26 protein-coding genes, 2 tRNA genes and 1 rRNA gene are annotated in these 15,316 nt (G+C 41.1%); 22 read left to right on the top strand and 7 right to left on the bottom strand.

Features of this window, described 5'->3' with window-relative positions:
- The first annotated feature begins 95 nt into the window (after nucleotides 1-95).
- The 10 genes from O3746_RS06735 to O3746_RS06690 all read left to right on the top strand — a co-directional run bounded on the left by O3746_RS06735 (nucleotide 96) and on the right by O3746_RS06690 (nucleotide 5,598).
- Nucleotides 96-584: a hypothetical protein gene (locus O3746_RS06735; protein ID WP_371448254.1), complete on the top strand. Its 489-nt coding sequence runs from the start codon at nucleotides 96-98 to the stop codon at nucleotides 582-584.
- Entirely contained in the window at nucleotides 584-1,294 is a 711-nt protein-coding gene (locus O3746_RS06730; RefSeq protein WP_371448252.1) for a hypothetical protein, read from the top strand. Before O3746_RS06735 ends, O3746_RS06730 begins: the two co-directional genes overlap by 1 nt.
- 133 nt (nucleotides 1,295-1,427) lie before the next feature.
- Nucleotides 1,428-2,612: a phage tail sheath subtilisin-like domain-containing protein gene (locus O3746_RS06725; RefSeq protein ID WP_371448250.1), complete on the top strand. Its 1,185-nt coding sequence runs from the start codon at nucleotides 1,428-1,430 to the stop codon at nucleotides 2,610-2,612.
- Nucleotides 2,613-2,615: 3 nt separating this feature from the next.
- Nucleotides 2,616-3,122, top strand: a complete 507-nt coding sequence (locus O3746_RS06720) for a phage major tail tube protein (protein WP_005700105.1) — start codon at nucleotides 2,616-2,618, stop codon at nucleotides 3,120-3,122.
- Between the two features lie 78 nt (nucleotides 3,123-3,200).
- Nucleotides 3,201-3,494, top strand: coding sequence for a phage tail assembly protein (locus tag O3746_RS06715; RefSeq protein ID WP_371448247.1), 294 nt, complete (start codon nucleotides 3,201-3,203; stop codon nucleotides 3,492-3,494).
- The gene (locus O3746_RS06710; protein ID WP_005700138.1) at nucleotides 3,494-3,640 is read left to right on the top strand and encodes a GpE family phage tail protein; all 147 of its coding nucleotides are present in this window, start codon (nucleotides 3,494-3,496) and stop codon (nucleotides 3,638-3,640) included. The genes O3746_RS06715 and O3746_RS06710 overlap by 1 nt, the downstream gene beginning before the upstream one ends.
- Nucleotides 3,621-3,746, top strand: coding sequence for a hypothetical protein (locus tag O3746_RS06705; protein WP_257006446.1), 126 nt, complete (start codon nucleotides 3,621-3,623; stop codon nucleotides 3,744-3,746). The genes O3746_RS06710 and O3746_RS06705 overlap by 20 nt, the downstream gene beginning before the upstream one ends.
- Nucleotides 3,747-3,807: 61 nt before the next feature.
- Nucleotides 3,808-3,966 (top strand): hypothetical protein, encoded by a 159-nt coding sequence (locus tag O3746_RS06700; protein WP_371448244.1) that lies wholly within the window; start codon nucleotides 3,808-3,810, stop codon nucleotides 3,964-3,966.
- A 1-nt stretch (nucleotide 3,967) separates the two neighbouring features.
- Nucleotides 3,968-4,405: a phage tail protein gene (locus tag O3746_RS06695; RefSeq protein ID WP_371448242.1), complete on the top strand. Its 438-nt coding sequence runs from the start codon at nucleotides 3,968-3,970 to the stop codon at nucleotides 4,403-4,405.
- Nucleotides 4,405-5,598 (top strand): phage late control D family protein, encoded by a 1,194-nt coding sequence (locus O3746_RS06690; protein ID WP_371448240.1) that lies wholly within the window; start codon nucleotides 4,405-4,407, stop codon nucleotides 5,596-5,598. Before O3746_RS06695 ends, O3746_RS06690 begins: the two co-directional genes overlap by 1 nt.
- Before the next feature lie 22 nt (nucleotides 5,599-5,620).
- On the opposite strand, the gene O3746_RS06685 is transcribed toward O3746_RS06690, so the two are convergent.
- From O3746_RS06685 to O3746_RS06670, 4 genes are read right to left on the bottom strand one after another with little or no spacing between them, the layout of a single operon-like run.
- Nucleotides 5,621-5,893 (bottom strand): hypothetical protein, encoded by a 273-nt coding sequence (locus O3746_RS06685; protein ID WP_371448238.1) that lies wholly within the window; start codon nucleotides 5,891-5,893, stop codon nucleotides 5,621-5,623.
- 33 nt (nucleotides 5,894-5,926) lie between these two features.
- Complete coding sequence (locus O3746_RS06680) at nucleotides 5,927-6,664, bottom strand: hypothetical protein (protein ID WP_371448236.1); 738 nt, start codon at nucleotides 6,662-6,664, stop codon at nucleotides 5,927-5,929.
- Complete coding sequence (locus O3746_RS06675) at nucleotides 6,661-7,176, bottom strand: BRCT domain-containing protein (RefSeq protein WP_371448234.1); 516 nt, start codon at nucleotides 7,174-7,176, stop codon at nucleotides 6,661-6,663. The genes O3746_RS06680 and O3746_RS06675 overlap by 4 nt, the downstream gene beginning before the upstream one ends.
- 8 nt (nucleotides 7,177-7,184) lie before the next feature.
- Nucleotides 7,185-7,859: an XRE family transcriptional regulator gene (locus O3746_RS06670; RefSeq protein ID WP_371448232.1), complete on the bottom strand. Its 675-nt coding sequence runs from the start codon at nucleotides 7,857-7,859 to the stop codon at nucleotides 7,185-7,187.
- 117 nt (nucleotides 7,860-7,976) lie between these two features.
- Between O3746_RS06670 and O3746_RS06665 the strand changes: the two genes are divergently transcribed.
- The 12 genes from O3746_RS06665 to O3746_RS06610 all read left to right on the top strand — a co-directional run bounded on the left by O3746_RS06665 (nucleotide 7,977) and on the right by O3746_RS06610 (nucleotide 14,954).
- Nucleotides 7,977-8,192 carry a helix-turn-helix domain-containing protein gene (locus tag O3746_RS06665; RefSeq protein WP_371448230.1) on the top strand — a complete coding sequence of 72 codons (216 nt, stop codon included), beginning with the start codon at nucleotides 7,977-7,979 and terminating at the stop codon, nucleotides 8,190-8,192.
- Nucleotides 8,193-8,210: 18 nt separating this feature from the next.
- Nucleotides 8,211-8,705 carry a hypothetical protein gene (locus tag O3746_RS06660; protein WP_371448228.1) on the top strand — a complete coding sequence of 165 codons (495 nt, stop codon included), beginning with the start codon at nucleotides 8,211-8,213 and terminating at the stop codon, nucleotides 8,703-8,705.
- A 68-nt stretch (nucleotides 8,706-8,773) separates the two neighbouring features.
- Complete coding sequence (locus tag O3746_RS06655; RefSeq protein WP_070582258.1) at nucleotides 8,774-9,022, top strand: ogr/Delta-like zinc finger family protein; 249 nt, start codon at nucleotides 8,774-8,776, stop codon at nucleotides 9,020-9,022.
- Between the two features lie 92 nt (nucleotides 9,023-9,114).
- On the top strand, nucleotides 9,115-9,375 hold the full coding sequence (locus O3746_RS06650) for a hypothetical protein (RefSeq protein ID WP_371448226.1): 261 nt from the start codon (nucleotides 9,115-9,117) through the stop codon (nucleotides 9,373-9,375).
- Nucleotides 9,376-9,390: 15 nt separating this feature from the next.
- A complete protein-coding gene (locus O3746_RS06645; RefSeq protein ID WP_371448224.1) occupies nucleotides 9,391-9,750 on the top strand; it encodes a hypothetical protein in 360 nt (119 codons plus the stop codon).
- An 8-nt stretch (nucleotides 9,751-9,758) separates the two neighbouring features.
- Nucleotides 9,759-10,013, top strand: a complete 255-nt coding sequence (locus O3746_RS06640; RefSeq protein ID WP_049367455.1) for a hypothetical protein — start codon at nucleotides 9,759-9,761, stop codon at nucleotides 10,011-10,013.
- Nucleotides 9,980-10,258 carry an ANR family transcriptional regulator gene (locus O3746_RS06635; protein ID WP_371448221.1) on the top strand — a complete coding sequence of 93 codons (279 nt, stop codon included), beginning with the start codon at nucleotides 9,980-9,982 and terminating at the stop codon, nucleotides 10,256-10,258. The genes O3746_RS06640 and O3746_RS06635 overlap by 34 nt, the downstream gene beginning before the upstream one ends.
- 118 nt (nucleotides 10,259-10,376) lie before the next feature.
- The gene (locus O3746_RS06630; RefSeq protein WP_371448219.1) at nucleotides 10,377-10,685 is read left to right on the top strand and encodes a hypothetical protein; all 309 of its coding nucleotides are present in this window, start codon (nucleotides 10,377-10,379) and stop codon (nucleotides 10,683-10,685) included.
- Between the two features lie 7 nt (nucleotides 10,686-10,692).
- Nucleotides 10,693-12,891, top strand: a complete 2,199-nt coding sequence (locus tag O3746_RS06625) for a replication endonuclease (protein ID WP_371448217.1) — start codon at nucleotides 10,693-10,695, stop codon at nucleotides 12,889-12,891.
- A 7-nt stretch (nucleotides 12,892-12,898) separates the two neighbouring features.
- Complete coding sequence (locus O3746_RS06620; RefSeq protein WP_371448215.1) at nucleotides 12,899-13,144, top strand: hypothetical protein; 246 nt, start codon at nucleotides 12,899-12,901, stop codon at nucleotides 13,142-13,144.
- Nucleotides 13,145-13,156: 12 nt separating this feature from the next.
- On the top strand, nucleotides 13,157-13,660 hold the full coding sequence (locus O3746_RS06615; RefSeq protein ID WP_371448213.1) for a MazG-like family protein: 504 nt from the start codon (nucleotides 13,157-13,159) through the stop codon (nucleotides 13,658-13,660).
- A gap of 238 nt (nucleotides 13,661-13,898) precedes the next feature.
- Complete coding sequence (locus O3746_RS06610) at nucleotides 13,899-14,954, top strand: site-specific integrase (RefSeq protein WP_005700167.1); 1,056 nt, start codon at nucleotides 13,899-13,901, stop codon at nucleotides 14,952-14,954.
- An 18-nt stretch (nucleotides 14,955-14,972) separates the two neighbouring features.
- Here O3746_RS06610 and O3746_RS06605 read toward each other — a convergent pair.
- The 3 genes from O3746_RS06605 to rrf all read right to left on the bottom strand — a co-directional run bounded on the left by O3746_RS06605 (nucleotide 14,973) and on the right by rrf (nucleotide 15,270).
- Nucleotides 14,973-15,048: transfer RNA gene (locus O3746_RS06605), tRNA-Trp, on the bottom strand.
- Nucleotides 15,049-15,063: 15 nt separating this feature from the next.
- A tRNA-Asp gene (locus O3746_RS06600) sits at nucleotides 15,064-15,140 on the bottom strand.
- Between the two features lie 14 nt (nucleotides 15,141-15,154).
- Nucleotides 15,155-15,270: ribosomal RNA gene (gene rrf, locus O3746_RS06595) — 5S ribosomal RNA — on the bottom strand.
- Nucleotides 15,271-15,316: the final 46 nt, after the last annotated feature.

Genomic DNA, 15,316 nt, shown 5'->3' with positions numbered 1-15,316 from the left:
CAAAAAGGTTATGCCAATATAGGCGGCGATTTTGACATAAGCAAATTACCAAACATCAACGAATTAATTATTCACTACAACATCGGAGCGCTTTAATGGCAAGACAAGAATTTAATCAAACAATCACAGAATTTGCTGAATTTGTGGGGATGAAAGATAAAGAGATTATCAAGCTAATCGGGGCAATGCAAAGCCTAACCACAACTCAGAAAGATACGATTGTTGGTGCAATCAATGAGATGAATCAGCGAATCAACAGTCTATCAAGTAATGCGGCCGGCATTAATGATAGCGCAACAAATGAAACAGCAACATTGTCGGCCAAGAAAATTCTTGAGCTTTTAAACCAAGCGAAAGCCGATGTCAAAAATGAGCTTTTAGGCGGTCAAGTTGACGCGAGCATTGACACAATCAAAGAGCTTGGCGATATGTTGAAGAACATTCAAACAGGCGAAGATGGCTTAAATAAATTGGTTCAAAAAATAACTCAAACCAACCAATCATTGGCACTTCTTGTTGGTAAATTTACAGTGTTAGATGGAATTAACCTTAAAGAAGCCTACAATAGAGGATATAACCGATAATGGGATTTGATACATCAGTCAAAGATTTTGCCGAATTTATGGGGAGTGAAGTTAGACGAGTTGAGAATAAAATTCCGACTGGCATTTCTGCACAACCTACAAATTCTAATATCATCACTGGAGACGGCAGACCCGATAAACCTGACACAACAAGGTTTCTTAATGGGTCTAACGTTTATGAAAATAAGATTAAAGGTAATGAGCCAAACGGAACTTTTTATAACTCAACAAACGGTGCAGGCGTTGGAGCATACCTATGGCAAAAGCAAAATGGACAGTGGACTGTTATATCGGGTGATACAGGTATTAGACGACTATCTAACATTTCTGTAAATATTAAAGAAGGGGCTATTCATTTAAGACGAGTGAATAACAGAGTTGAGTGTTCTTTCTATGCGGGGCGTTGGGACACTATTTCTTTTTACGGGAGCAGTAATCCTAAATTCACGAGGAAAAATCACGCCAAGCGAATGGATATTTTACCCCCTCCGAGAATACCAGTTGGCTTCCGCCCACGCACGCCTATTATGCTTCCGTTTTATAGCGATGACGGCGATGAAATTGCTACTGTATATGTTGCTAGTATAGGCGATAGAGCTTATATTGAGTTAAGATTTAGGGATAAAGTACCAACAACAGACCTTGATTATATGCGTCTTCCAGTCGTCAGTTGGATAACTGACGACCCATTCCCTGAAGTTCTGCCTTAATTTAAATAAAATGCGGTCAATTTTGGCCGCATTTTGTTACCCCGTTTTTCACACTTCCAACCGCTCGCACTGCCACATTCTCTCGATCACAATAAAGACATTATTTAACCAATAGAAACCATAGGGCTAAAATATGTCTGATGAATATCTCCATGGGGTCAAGGTAACGGAAATTGCCGAAGCCTTGCGAACACTCACCACATCATCCACTGCCGTGATCGGTTTAGTGGCAACGGCAGCAGATGCAGACGCAACTGTTTTCCCACTCAATAAACCCACTCTTTTAACAGGTATCACCGCCGAAGTCCAAGCGAAAGCCGGTAAACAAGGCACATTATCCCGTGCGTTAGATGGCATTGCGGACATCGTGAATTGTAAAGTGGTCGTCATTCGAGTGGAAGAAAGCGACGATGAAAGCACCATGAAAGCAAACGTCATCGGCACAGTGGACAGCGACGGCAATTACACTGGCTTAAAAGCGTTCTTGGTATCTGCTGCCGTTTGTGGCGTGAAACCGCGTATTTTCTGCGTGCCGAAGTATGACAGCCAAGATGTCACCACCGAGCTTTTAAGCGTGGCGAAAAAACTGAATGGATTTGTGTATGCATCGTGCGCAACAGCAAAAACCAAAGAAGAAGCGGTCACTTATCGCCGTAATTTCTCACAGCGTGAATTAATGCTGATTTTCGGTGACTTCTTATCGTTCAACCCGAACACCAAAGCAACCGAAGTGGATTATGCAGTCGTCCGTGCAGCAGCAATGCGTGCGTATCAAGATAAAGAATACGGCTGGCACACTTGCATTTCTAACAAAGGTTTAACTGGCGTCACTGGCGTGACTAAACCACTTTCATTTGACATCAACGACAGTGCGACCGATGTCAACTATCTGAACGAACAAGGCATCACTTGTTGCGTCAATCACAACGGCTTCAAATTATGGGGCTTGCGCACCTGTTCAGCCGACAAGTTATTCATCTACGAAAACTACACCCGCACCGCTCAAGTGCTTAAAGACACCATCGCACAATCTTTTGATTGGGCAGTTGATAAAAACATCAGCGTGATGTTGGTGAAAGAAATCGTGGAAGCGATCAATGCGAAATGGCGTGAATATGTGGCGAAAGGTTACTTAATCGGCGGTAAAGCATTCATCAATTCATCACTGAATACTGCCGCAACCTTAAAAGATGCAAAACTGCTTGTGTCTTATGATTACTGCCCTGTTCCGCCATTAGAACAATTAGGCTTTAACCAATACATCAGCGATGAATACCTTGTGGAATTCGCCGCAGAGATTGCCAAAGTAGGAGCATAACAAATGGCTTTACCACGTAAATTAAAACTCATGAATTTCTTGGCTGACGGTAATTCTTACCGTGGCCAAGTCACCGAAATTACCCAACCTAAATTGGCAATGAAACTGGAAGAATACCGTGCAGGCGGCATGATTGGTCCAGTGAAAGTGAATTTAGGCGTGGAAGGCTTGGAAGCGCAATTCAAAATGGGCGGTTACATGACCGAACTCATCAAAGAATTTGGCGGCAAAATTGACGGTTCGGCATTACGTTTTGCGGGTGCATATCAACAAGACGACACCGAAGAAGTCACCGCCATTGAATTGATTATGCGTGGTCGTTTCAGCGAAATTGACAACGGCACAAGCAAATCAGGCGATGACACAGAACAAAGCTACACCGTGCCATTAACCTATTACAAAATCATCGAAAACGGCAAAGATTTGGTCGAGATTGATTTGCTCAACTCAATCTTTATTGTCGGCGGCACTGACCGTTTGGCAGAACACCGTTCAGCGATTGGCATCTAATCACCACCTAGCCCCGCAAGGGGCTTTTATTAAATCACTCCCCCACGCTTAAGCGTGGCATTTTTAAAGGTATAAAAAATGAAAAACGAAAACAGCAAAGTGATCACATTAACCAATCCACTTGCGCGTGGCGAAAACAAAATCACCGAAATCACCGTCAACAAACCCACCGTGCCGGCATTAAAAGGCTTAAAAATGTTTGATGTGTTGCAAATGGACGTGGACGCATTGCAAGTGTTGCTCACTCGCGTGACAAATCCTGTGTTGCACAAATCCGACTTTTCAACAATGGAAGTGGCAGACTTCACCGAGCTTGCGGCGGTGGCTGTCGGTTTTTTAGGGAAGAATTCGGAAGCGGAAGCGACCGAATAATGATTGCTGCCACGGTAGAAGATGCCATGGCGGACATTGCACTGATTTTCCATTGGCAACCACAAGCCTTTGAGCAAATGACATTTGCCGAATTAATGACATGGAGAGAAAAAGCAAGGGAACGAAATGAAACAGAAAATGATTGATTATGTGTTAAATATGCCACGGCATATTGTGTGGCGTGGAATCTTTATTCTTTCCATCTCATTTTGGTTGCTTGTGATTTTCGGCATTGCATTTCTCTTTCGCTAACTCACCAAGTGCGGTCAGAAATCACGGGATTTTTTGACCGCACTTTTCTTTAGGAATAATTATGGCCACGATTTTAATCTTCTTTTTCTATTTCTTGTCAATTATCACCGCAACAGTTTGCGCCACGTTTTTGATGTATCACAACATTAATGGTTGGGGTTGGATTATCGCCATCGCCATTTCATTGACATTTATCAAACTACACGTAAAGGAAAGCTAGCATGTTTCAAAACTTTGCTTTAGCCACACTTGGTATGTTCGTTTTTACACGGCAAACCGTGCCTTTCCAAAGCTTAGACCGCACATCCACGTGGCGACATCCAACTAATGCGATTGTGGGCGCAATGCCGAAATCACAATTCACCGGTAAGGAAAGCGAAACCGTGACAATCGGCGGACGACTTATTCCCGAAATCACTGGCGGTAGATTTTCCATTAAAGCGTTGGAATTAATGGCAGACAGTGGCGGTGCATTTCCGCTGATTGATGGTGCAACCTTTGAAATTATCGGTTTCTTTGTGATTGAAAATATCCAAGAAAACCGCACAGAATTCTTTGGCGATGGCGCACCACGTGCCATTGACTTCACGATGAACCTTAAACGCACTGACGATCCGATGTTGATTGCCATTGCAGACAGTTTAATGAGTAATCTTTAATGTTAGGCTTAGACTTTAACGACAATCACCGCACCCCCGCTTTCAAAGTGGCCATCACCACGAAAGACAACAAACAGCAAGACATCACGCAAGTGGTATCAAGCCGCTTGATTAATCTGTCTTTAACCGATAATCGCGGCTTAGAAGCGGACACGCTCGACTTAGAATTATCCGACCATGACGGCAAATTGGCTTTGCCGCCACGCAATGCCACAATCAGCCTTGCACTGGGTTGGAAAGGCAAGCCGCTAATTGACAAAGGACAATATTCAGTCGATGAAGTGCAGTTTTCAGGCGGTGCATCTTCTGCTGATAAACTCACCATTCGGGCAAGAGCGGCAGATTTAAAAGGCACGTTCACCGAACAAAAAGAGCGGTCATTTCATAAAAAGAAATTGGGCGAAATCGTCAACGAAATTGCACAAGGAAACAAGCTCAAAAGCCAAGTGGCAAAAGAGCTTGCCAACCGATTAATCGACCACATCGACCAAACCAACGAAAGCGACATTAATTTGCTGACACGCCTTGCGGAAGAACACGGGGCAATGTGTACGGTGAAAAATGGCACGTTGCTCTTTATGCCATTAGGCAAAGCAAAAACCGCCACAGGGAAAGATATTCCACTGCGTAAAATCACCCGCAAGAATGGTGACAACTACAATTTTTCCATTGCTGAAAGTGAAAACTACAAAGCCGTGCGGGCATATTGGCACGATACGGACAGCGGCAAGCGTGGCGAAATCACCGTAGATGAAAACACCAAGATTGTGAAAAAACAGCGTATGACGAAAGGCAGAACGCTGAAAAACGGCACAGTGAAAGGCAGACGATTAAGCAAACGTAAATACAACGAAATTGAGCAACAAGAACCCATTACAAGTGACAGTTCTCAAATAAAATCACTACGGCACACCTACGCAAGCGAAAAAACCGCCATCACTGCTGCCAAATCCGCCTTTGATAAGCTTAAGCGTGGCGTGGCAACATTTAGCCTTAATCTCGCCTTTGGCGAACCTGATTTAATGCCAGAAACGCCGATTGAACTTTCAGGGTTTAAAGCAGAAATTGACGCAACAAATTGGCTGATCACAAGAGTAACGCACAATCTTTCAGATGGCGGCTTTACCAGTCAAATTGAATGCGAATTGAAAGTAGAAGATGAAGAAGTGGACGTGAAGAAGGTGAAAAAATAAAGCCCTCAAATGAGGGCTTATATTATGGATTTTTATTTAATAGCATTTTCATAATTTGCGACACTCGCTTGTTTGCCTGTTCTCTTTGAACGGTCAGAATTACAAAGGCAACAAATAGCACAAAATTTGAAATCACAAATATTACCATGCCATGTTTTGAATCGTAGAAATGAGAACTTATATTAATAATAAGATTGAATACCCAACTTAATAGCAGTGATGTTCGCCAAGTTCCATAAGAATCATAACTACTCTTTTCTAAATTATAAAGATTAAGTAAGTCATTGTTTGTCATAAGCACCCCGCACATAAATAAAATGTAGCATTATTATATAATATCAAAGGGATCATCTTCTGGCGTTTGCTTGTTGTCTTTTTCTTCACTGGCTTGAGACTTTAAAGACTTAATTTCATCTAAAATGACTTTATTCTGTTCTTTAAGTTCTTTTAATTCTTTTTGGTCTTGTTCTATCATTGCCATTACGTGTTCTTGTTGATGATCATCAAAAATATAATCGAGTCCTTTCTCTCCGGAATATTGCAAAATGAAAAATAATATGTGAAACAAAACAGGAATTATTTTAGGCTTATTTTGCTGAAAGGCTTGCAGAATTAATACCCAGATGGAACAGGCAACTTCTTGAAGCGCAAGATCTTCTTCATTTTCAAATGCATCAACATCTTCAGAAGAAACACTTGGTAAATCTTGGATGCTAGAATCAAATTCATCATCAGTAATTTCATTCTCAAGAGCAGACTTTGAAATTATCGCCACCTTATTAGCTATCTTTAATGCGCTATAAATAGAATCCGAATTGAACATTTTATTTAATTCTATTTCCATTAGCGAATTTTTAAGCAATTCAGAATGTGATGGTTTTAAAAGGTCTTGTATATCTCTTAGATTTATATTTTTTAGTATATTATTTGCTGAAGCATGCAGCTTTTCTGTAAATGATTCTGAATTATAAATAAGGTTGTAAAGCCGTATAGGAAGATCTAATTTATTGTTATTGTTAATCGTCAAAAGTTCAGCCCACAGTTTCTCTTTATCAAAATCATTCATTTTATTTCACCAGTCTCAAGCATATAGAAAAAAGCATCTTCATAAATAACTTTTACACCGTGCTTTTCTGCTTTCGCTAATTTAGATGGGCCGACTGTTTTTGACTTCTCGCAGATAACCAAAAAATCAGTTTTACTGGAAACATCTGAAACAACTCGCAACTTGTGATCGATTGCGAGTTGCATCATCTCTTCTTTTACTGCAGCTTTAAACCCACTAAAACAAAACGTAACAGAAAGGCAAGGTGGATTTTTCTTTAATTCCCGCTTTTGAGAATTGATTAAGCTATCGTAAAGGTGGAATTTATCATCGGGAACGTTCAAAGCATATTGTTTCGCATCTTCAATATTGTCAAACTCTTGAATTATTCTGTCATGACGAAGTGTCAATACTCTGCCATAAGCGTGACAATAGCCAATTAAGTAAACATCATTTTCGGCAATATTGGTTATGTGATATGCATTAACTTCCTTGTGAGCATTCATGTAAACAACAAACTTTTCCGTTGCCATTTTTATTCCTACCACTTCCGCCACTTCATCGGCATGCTGAAAACAACACGACCGTGGATAAATACATCGTCATCTTGCGTGAATGTCCATTCTTTGTATGTTGGGTTGTCGGAAATGACGAGCATTTCTTTTCCCACTTTTTGCAAACGCTTGATGAATGTTTGGCCGTCAAAGGTGAAAACATAAAGCCCATCGGCGGCAAAGTAATTTTCGGAAATATCCACATAAAGCAAATCGCCGCTTTCAAGGGTTGGCGCCATGCTATCCCCTTTCACTGTGATCAACTTCAAATGTTTTGCATCAGCACGTCCAAATTGTTGACGGAAGAACGTTAAATCAAATTCTTGTGAAAGCAAGCCTTGTTCGGTTGGGCTTAAATACGCCCCATTTCCGGCACTCGCTTCCACGTCCAAAATATCAATCCGCACTGTGTTTGGGTTTTGCGGTTCGCTCACTTCTACAATGCGATAAGACGGATCAGGGTCGCCTTCACCTGTTTTTAACCAATGCGGGTCCACATTAAGTGCGGTCGCAATTTCTAAAATATTTTTAGGTGAACGAGTTCGACCATTCACTATATCGCTAATTGATGGTTGAGATACGCCAAGCTGCTTTGCAAAAGCATTCATAGATAAGTTTCTATCATCAAGCAGTTGCTTTAATCGGGTTGATAAATCAGACATAAATTCTCCTTGTGTATAAGTTATAGGTAAACTTTGAATAAAACAATAAAATATTTCTTGCAATTATTAAAGGATTTCCTATAATGCACTTAAAGGAAAACTTATAGGCGGTTTTAAATGAATGAAAAAGTGATACTAGCTACAGAAATTTGCGGCAATCAATCAGCCTTAGCAAGAGTATGTGGAGTTAGTCAGCCTACTGTAAATGGGTGGATAAATGGTGCGAGTATGGATGTGAAATATATTCCCGCCATTATCAAAGCGACAGAAGGCAAAATAAGAGCCGAAGATTTACGCCCTGATGTGGATTGGGCAGTGATTCGGAATAGTTAAATAGAAAAGGTGGTGTGTATGAATTTTCCTACAAAGTGCTTGATTTGCGGAAGCGAAGAATTAAGACCAGTTGGTCATATTTATAAATCTTTCAGATGCCAAAATTGCAATCAAATCATAGAAACGGCTGAAAAGTTTTCCGCCATTCCTGAGGGATTTGAGAAGTCAAAACAAGCTGAATTTCAGAATCCGCAAACTGCGGAAGTTGGCGGTAAGCCTTCAACAACGCCAATGCCGCTGATGGTTGGTTTTGTTCCAGCAGATAAGCTAGGGCTTGCTTTAACTTCTGTTCAAAAAAACGCTGGGCTTCGTTCACTCTTGGAAATAGCTGATGAAATTGATCAGTTGCTACTTTTAACCGATGAGCAGGATTCGGACTCACTTGCATTGCGGAAACTAAAGCGAGCATTGACAAGAAAGCAGTTGGTTCAAGTTCGGGAGGAAATCGCCACGCTGCAAAAAGCTGTGCAAGCGGAGATGGGGGAAGATTACTGGCGTTGGAGCTGGAAATAATTTGGTCTTGCATGGTGATTCCTTCATTTATCAAGTAAATGGTTTGAGTATAACAAAAGGTGGAAAAAGTGAAAGTTAATGTTAAATGCCCGAAATGCGGTTCAGAAAATATCTATGTGCGAACCTCAGAAAGATTATCAAAGTTAACCACGCAAACATTTGGCTATTGCAGTGGCTGTCGTGAGTGTCGTTTTAAAGTGATCAGTGAGATTGTAGAAGTCGAAACAGCAAGCTTTGAAACCAATCAGCAAGCCATGTTAGGCAATAAGCCATTAGACGAGACGGACACTCGACAAGTCGAAATTCCAACCGATTAATTCTTAATTTTTAAACATTAATTTAAAGCCCGTCGTTTGAAGAAATTCATGCGACAGGATTTTTGCAACCAAAATTCAGGGAGACCAAGCAAATGGCAAAAAATGATTACACCTACGACAACGGCAAAACACGCAAAGGACGTGTGAATGTCTGGGAGTTAGAAAAACGTGTGAAAAAGTTGGAAGCGCAAATTCAAATCATCAGCCGTCACGTTAATCATCAAGCAGAATTAAACCAACAACAAGTGCTATTGAATGAAACACTTTCCGACCGTGTGGCACTGCTTGAAAAAGCAAGTTGGAGCAAGCAAGGGATGTTTGGTCGTTGGTTAAGTTGGGTTCAAGGTAAATAAGCAAGGGGGCGTGTGATGTACGTTTCAGGCAAAGAAAGTGCGGCGGAAAAATTCTGCAAAGAAAATCAAATTGCGGTTGAGCCTGTGCAAAGTTGGGGAGATTGCCGCCATGTGATCGGTAAAAGTCGCTATCGCGTGGAATACGCTTTCAGCAACCTTTCACAAGGCGAAAGAGAAATCCTGTTGGCAATGGCAGAACTCGACATCAATGATTTAGTTAGCACCACATTTTCAGGCGAGAAACTACACCACTACACCGAAAACGGACAACGCAAAATAGCCAAGGCGTTTCGCAAAGTGCGGTTGATTTCGGGAATGTTTCCGAAAGGCATTACCGAACGTGAATTCACATTGATTGATAAAGCATTGAATTAGGGGGAAGTATGGCAACCGTTATTTTAAGTCGTGGCGCATTGAGCATTGTGGCAAAGGAATATTATCAAAAACTCGATAAGGCGCAGGAAAAACTATTCGCTTACATCTATCACTTAGACAAAGGCGATGAAGAACAAGCAAGACAAGCATTTAATGAATTTATTGAAAACGGCGACTTGGCGACAAAAGCACGCCAAATCTTTTTACAAAAATACAGAGATTGGGAGCAATGGCAAGCCAATCCACGGAGAAAAACAGCATGAGAACAAAATACATCGCCTTTAGAACGGCAAGCGCAGCCGCTGCAGAAGCAGAACGAGCAAAACAATATTTAAAAGCCGCACAGTTTTGGCGGAAAGCCTATCAGTTGGCACCAACACCAGATGAAGATTGGTGCTTTGCACGTGCAGATCGTTGTTTTAAAGCCGCCATTGATACAGGCGCAATCAAGGTAAGAAAAAGCAGACAGTTAGATTTCAAGGATTTTTGGGAGAAAGGCAATGAGTGATTTTTTCATCGGATTAGCGGTGGTGATGTTGGGCTGTTTTATGGCCGCCGCATTATTAGATGCCACCTTGTGTTGGTTGGCAAGTTGGATAAGTAAGCACTTTTAAGGAGAAAACAAAATGAGTACCGATATTTACATCAATTTAGATTGCGGCGCGGAATTGCAAATCACCAAGATTGGCGACCGCTTTCAAGTGTTAGAAATCGTGGCAGATGGTGACGGTTTGCGAAAACAAAAAGCCAGAGTGATTGGGCGATTACACAACACCATCATTGGCGCAGTGAATGAAGTTCGCAACTTTGCCTTAGCACAATATGAAGTGCTTTCACTCACTGAAATGGAAAGTGCGATCAACTCAACAAATCAAGCCATTAAAGATTACTTTGATCAACACAATGAATATTTAGCCAACTTACAAAGAGCATAGAAATAACATGATGAACTGGGAGCAACAACGAGACAAAAACATCGCTAAACGTGATTTAGCGATGGAAGAAACTCGTTTGGCAAGAATGGAAAGTGCGGTTAAAACTGCCCGCACTTTAGACTTGCCACAAGCAACAGCCGCACAAATTGAGCTGTTTGCGGTTGCCCCTAATCATTTTGATTATGTTGAAAAACTGCTTTCTGATTTGCCACGCAAACGCCAACGTGAACACTTCCGCAATGTGTGGTTACGTGCTTATCGCAGTGTGAAAGATGATGGGTCAATTAGTTTTAGCTTAGGCAATAAGCAAGCCCGCATTGCAAATACAACCTTGCGTGATGTGTTGACAAATCGTTTGGAAGCCGTTTTTGAGCAATATCGCATTTCTGTTTCATGGTTGCTTGAACGCAAACACTATTCAGCCAACTTGGCCATGCAAAAGCCTGTGGATAGTCAAGGCTTGCATTTTTATCTATTAGGCGAACGCCAATTAAAAGAAATCGCCTACAAACTCGCCTTGCACTTCAACGGATTGCAAAGCGATTTCGTGGAAGATTGTGCCAATCAAAAAGCCGTTGGGCTATTAAGTGCGGTCGATTTTTCTCGTTTAAGCAGTGATCTGCACCGCCTTTGTGCTGATGTTTGCAAGAACATTGGCTTTCCACTTAAAAGCCAACACCGCCTTGAAGAAGGTAAACGCCTTTCTGTGCAGCAACAAGAAGGCGAATTGTTGCGTGTGGTATGCGAAAAATACTGGTTCCGCACATTACGCAGCACGCAAAAACGCCTTGTCGAGCATTTGGCGATTGGTTGCGGCGAAGTGTCGGCAAAAGTCAGCCCTTACATTTCAACAGGTGCATTGAGCGATTACCGCAATCAACAAAAAGCTAACTTGGAATATTTAAAACAGATGATCATTGAAAACATTGACGATCCATCCGAACAGGTGGAATTGATGGCAATGTGGCAAAAATCTTCCGGTAATCCCGCCATCCGTTTTAACGAGATGATGAACCGCTTGCGTGGCGTGGACGAATGGGCAACGGAAAAAGGCTATGTGTCATTGTTCTTAACCATGACCGCCCCTTCATCGTTCCATGCGACACACAACAACGGCACAAATAACAAGAAATGGAAAGGTGCAGACCCACGCACAACCCACGCTTATTTAAGCAAAAATTGGGCGCAGTTGCGTGCCTTGTTCGCTAAACGTGGCATTGGCTTTTTTGGCATGCGTGGCGTTGAACCGCACCATGACGCCACTCCACACTGGCATTTGCTTGTGTATGTGAAAGCGGAAGATAAAGAAGAAGTGATCCGTTTATTTAAATCAAAAGCTTTAGAGTTAGACGGCGATGAATTCGGGGCGAAAAAACACCGTTGCAGAGTAGATGAAATTGACCCTGCAAAAGGTTCTGCCGTTTCTTATATTGCGAAATACATTGCCAAAAACATTTATGCGGGCAATCAAAAAGACGAAACATCAGACGAAGTGGAAGGATTGAAACTTGACGAAAACGTGCAACGTGTGCGTGCGTGGGCGAACCTTTGGGGAATTCGTCAATTCCAGTTTTACGGCAACCCGCCAATTTCTGTGTGGCGTGAATTACGCAAATTAGAGAAATGGCAGTTAGATGATGTAGATGATAAGACCATTGCAGACGCGCAAGCGGTTTGTGATGTGGCTTGTTTTGCAAGCTATTTAGAGTTGCAAGGGGGCGCAATGGCTAAACGTGAAGATCAGCCTTTGTGCGTGGAATATGAAGAAAGCGAGCCGAACCAATACGGCGAAACAAGAAAAAAAATTGTGGGGGTGAAAAATCGTTTCAGTTTTGCAAGCGTAAGAACCAAACTTAAAAATTGGGTTATCAAAAAAGGCACTGTGGCAGATGTTGCAACTGATGCCAATGCGGAGACAACCGAAACAAACAAGGAGCGTAGCGACGCTTGGACTTGTGTCAGTAACTGTAACCGTTCAGAAATTGAACAAAAGGTAAAAAATGCACTTTTACCTGTCGGATTTATGATTAATCGTTCGCAAATTGACCTATTAATCAAACATAAGCGGTTACGGCTTAATGACTTTCAGTGGATTTGTTATGAAAACGACAACGTTTTCATTAAAGAAGAAAAAATCCCACTCTTTTCTGTGAAAAAATTTAGTCAGAAAGTGACTGGATTTTGGGAAAGATTGGGGAAAATGTAGGTGAATTATGAAAAAAATAAAGAGAACAATAAAAGTAAAACCGTCAGTGGAACGGATATCTAATGGCGTAAATTCGCCAGTAAGAAAAATTGTGCAAATTGCTATGTCAAATACTTTGTCCAATGAAGGTTATCTGGAATCAATGATTGCTTTGTGTAACGATGGTTCTTTGTGGCAAAGAAATATCGGGGTTACAGAACGCAAAAGCGACGGTGGCGAATGGTTCAGAATTAATGATATTCCGCAGGATTAAGGAGAAAACAACATGTCAGATTTAACACAACTTATTAAAAATATCGAAAATTGGGCAGAAGCTCGCAATTTGATTGAGGGTTCTACACAGAAAAAACAATTCATTAAATTGATGGAAGAATTCGGGGAGCTATGCAGTGGTGTATCTAAAAATAAAATTGATGTGGTGAAAGATAGCATTGGTGATTGCTTTGTGGTGATGGTGATTTTGGCTGCACAACGCAAGAAAGATGAAATGCTTCCATCTGCTGAAATTACTGATCAATGCAGATATTTTAACGTTGATATTGAAAGCCGCTTAATTGAATCGTTGTCAAGCTTGAATCGTTTAAGTTATGAGTTAAGTAGTCCAGAAAATATTAGTGCTTTATTTGGTTTGTTCTTTATTGAACTAGTAGAAGTTGCACGTTATTTTGATTTAAATATACATGATTGTGTGCAAGCAGCATGGGATGAAATCAAAGACCGCAAAGGGCGTATGATTGACGGCGTATTTGTGAAAGAAGGTGATTTGTGATTACAGAGGAAAACACAATAAAATCCGAGCGCACTTTAACAATTAAGGAGGTTGCAAACCTCCTTAATTTAAGTTACAGCACCGTTTTTGCACACCGTTTTAAATGGGGCTTTTTCCAGATGGAAGGTTCAAAAGCTTGGCGAGTTTTTAGGGAAGATCTTGACCGTTGTAGAAAAAGAAAAAATAATGTCATCCGATTGGTTGGATTGACTGATATAAAAAATGGAGGAAAAAATAAATGTCAATCTACAAGAGAGGAAACACATATTGGCTCGATATTACAACACCGAGTGGCGAACGAATTAGACGAAGCGCTGGGACTGAAGTAAAGAAAAAGGCACAAGAATTACACGATAAGATCAAAGCAGAACTATGGGATATGGCGCACCTTAATAAGAAACCGCCTAAACTGTTTGAAGAAGCCTTGTTATTATTCGTGGAAGATGCCAAGTTGAAAAAGGATTTTGATACTAACCGCAGACACGCCATTTATTGGCGTTCTGTTTTTAGTGGTTGGAAGTTGAGCGATATTACAGGCGAAAATATTATGGATAATCTGCCTACATACTCCACAACACACAAAAAAGCATTATCGCCATCAACTAAAAATAGATACCGAACATCTATTCTAAGAGTGCTTTCACTCGCTTATAAAAATGGCTGGATTGATAGAATCCCTTATGTAAAAAAATTCGTTGAACCAAAAGTCCGTGTGCGTTGGATTACAAAAGAGCAAGCCACAACACTGATTTCAAATTTGAATTTGGCGTGGATGAAAAATGTTTGTTCTTTTGCTTTATTCACTGGCGCGCGTATGACAGAGATTTTATCAATGACATGGGATAAAGTGGATTTTGAACGTAGTATCGCGATTGTTTCAAATGATGTAGCAAAATCAGGTAAAGCAAGAGCATTACCGTTGAATAACACTGCTTTGGATTTATTGCAAAAATTATACCAAACTCGCCGCAGTGAATTTGTTTTTCATCGTGGTACTGATAAACAAATTGGGCGTATTGATTGGCATGATTTCCATCAAGCATTAGAAAAAAGCAATATTCATAATTTTCGCTTTCATGATTTGCGCCACACTTGGGCAAGTTGGCACGTTCAAGCAGGAACGCCACTTTACACGCTAAAAGAAATGGGCGGTTGGGAAACGTTAGAAATGGTGAAAAAATATGCCCACTTAAACGCTGACCACATGATTGAGTTTGCGAATAATGTCACATTTACGCCACACGAAGATGACGATTTTTCACAAGAAAATTTTTACAATATAGTAAATTATTGAAAATGAAAGGCTTTAAGATGGCAGGGGCGGAGAGGCTCGAACTCCCAACACCCGGTTTTGGAGACCGGTGCTCTACCAATTGAACTACGCCCCTATTGGTATTAAGAATTGGCGGAATGGACGGGACTCGAACCCGCGACCCCCTGCGTGACAGGCAGGTATTCTAACCAGCTGAACTACCACTCCGCTAAATGAGGTATAATTGGCAGTGACCTACTCTCACATGGGGAAGCCCCACACTACCATCGGCGTAACAATGTTTCACTTCTGAGTTCGATATGGATTCAGGTGGGACCATTGCACTGTTGCTGCCAAAATTTTTATTTTGTTAATTTACTCTAAAAATAGACTAACAAAATAAA

The sequence above is a fragment of the Haemophilus sp. 27098_8_127 genome, from assembly GCF_041433495.1.
In the GTDB taxonomy this organism is placed as follows: domain Bacteria; phylum Pseudomonadota; class Gammaproteobacteria; order Enterobacterales; family Pasteurellaceae; genus Haemophilus_D.
Note: the sequence above shows the minus strand (reverse complement) of the source record. Positions and strands in the feature narration are given on the sequence as shown.